General features: G+C 42.6%; 1 protein-coding gene. It reads left to right on the forward strand.

The annotated features are described in order from the left end of the window. Positions 1–1,637: Rib/alpha-like domain-containing protein (locus ACQV2P_RS08535; RefSeq protein ID WP_428894894.1), on the forward strand; the 1,637-nt coding region annotated here is incomplete at its 5' end. Between the last annotated feature and the right edge of the window lie 111 nt (positions 1,638–1,748).

A 1,748-nucleotide genomic window follows, 5' to 3' on the forward strand; every position in this document is an offset into this window, starting at 1 on the left:
CAGAGGGTACGATCGATCTAAATGAGCCAGGTAAGTATACAGGTCTAGTGGAAGTCACTTATCCTGATGGTTCTAAAGAAATAGTTACCGTACCGGTTACAGTGACTGCGCCAGAAGTACCCGATAAGGATAGTTATGATCCAACAGTTAAACCAGAAATCGTAGAAGCAGGCGGCACGATTGATTTAACCGATAATGTCACGGTTCCAGACTATGTCGTAGACCCAGCCCATCCAGGCGTACCAAGCTTTAAGGATGTGACACCAGAGGGTACGATCGATCTAAATGAGCCAGGTAAGTATACAGGTCTAGTGGAAGTTACTTATCCAGATGGATCAACGGAAATCATCCAGGTACCGGTAACAATCACAACACCTGAAACGCCACAAGCGGATGATTATACCCCAGTGGTAACGCCAGAGATCGTAGAAGCAGGCGATCCGATCGACTTAACCGATAATGTCACGGTTCCAGACTATGTCGTAGACCCAGCCCATCCAGGTGTACCAAGCTTTAAGGATGTGACACCAGAGGGTACGATCGATCTAAATGAGCCAGGTAAGTATACAGGTCTAGTGGAAGTTACTTATCCAGATGGATCAACGGAAATCATCCAGGTACCGGTAACAATCACAACACCTGAAACGCCACAAGCGGATGATTATACCCCAGTGGTAACGCCAGAGATCGTAGAAGCAGGCGATCCGATCGACTTAACCGATAATGTCACGGTTCCAGACTATGTCGTAGACCCAGCCCATCCAGGTGTACCAAGCTTTAAGGATGTGACACCAGAGGGTACGATCGATCTAAATGAGCCAGGTAAGTATACAGGTCTAGTGGAAGTTACTTATCCAGATGGATCAACAGAAATTGTGGATGTGACAGTTACTGTAACGACACCAACCTCAGATGAAACTCAAGCTGATAAGTATGAACCTATTGTTTCACCTGAAGTGATTCAATCAGGCGGAACAGTAGACTTAACTGACAATGTAACGATTCCAGGGTACGTAGAAGATCCTAAGTATCCAGGACAACCCACGTTTGAAGATGTGACACCAGAAGGAGTAATAGACTATACTAAGCCGGGAACATACATTGGTCAGGTGAAGGTAACTTATCCAGACGGTTCAACAGAAATTGTGGATGTGACAGTTACTGTAACGACACTAACCTCAGATGAAACTCAAGCTGATAAGTATGAACCTATTGTTTCACCTGAAGTGATTCAATCAGGCGGAACAGTAGACTTAACTGACAATGTAACGATTCCAGGGTACGTAGAAGATCCTAAGTATCCAGGACAACCCACGTTTGAAGATGTGACACCAGAAGGAGTAATAGACTATACTAAGCCAGGTAAATACATCGGTTTAGTTAAAGTTACTTATCCAGATGGTTCGTTTGAAATATTTGAAGTTCCAGTTATTGTTTCTGTCTCAGATTCAGAAAATGATGGAGATAATGGTGATCCAAATATCCCTGAAAAATCTGATGATTCACCTTCCAAAGCCGGAGTTTTACCGAATACGGGAGAGTCTGATCAACTTGTTCTGTTTTCAGGTGCTGCTCTTTCAATATTAAGTGGATTAGGATTAATTGCAGTAGGAGGCAGAAAAAAAGAAGAAAATTAAGATGTTTGAACGATTTGTAATAAAACTATTCAAATTTTAAAATCAAGGTGATAATATTTTGGCTCTATGTCCAATAGGGTTGATGCTATCCAAGGAGATTAAGCAATTAAC

The organism is Facklamia sp. P12932, assembly GCF_050409545.1.
Lineage (GTDB): Bacteria > Bacillota > Bacilli > Lactobacillales > Aerococcaceae > Facklamia.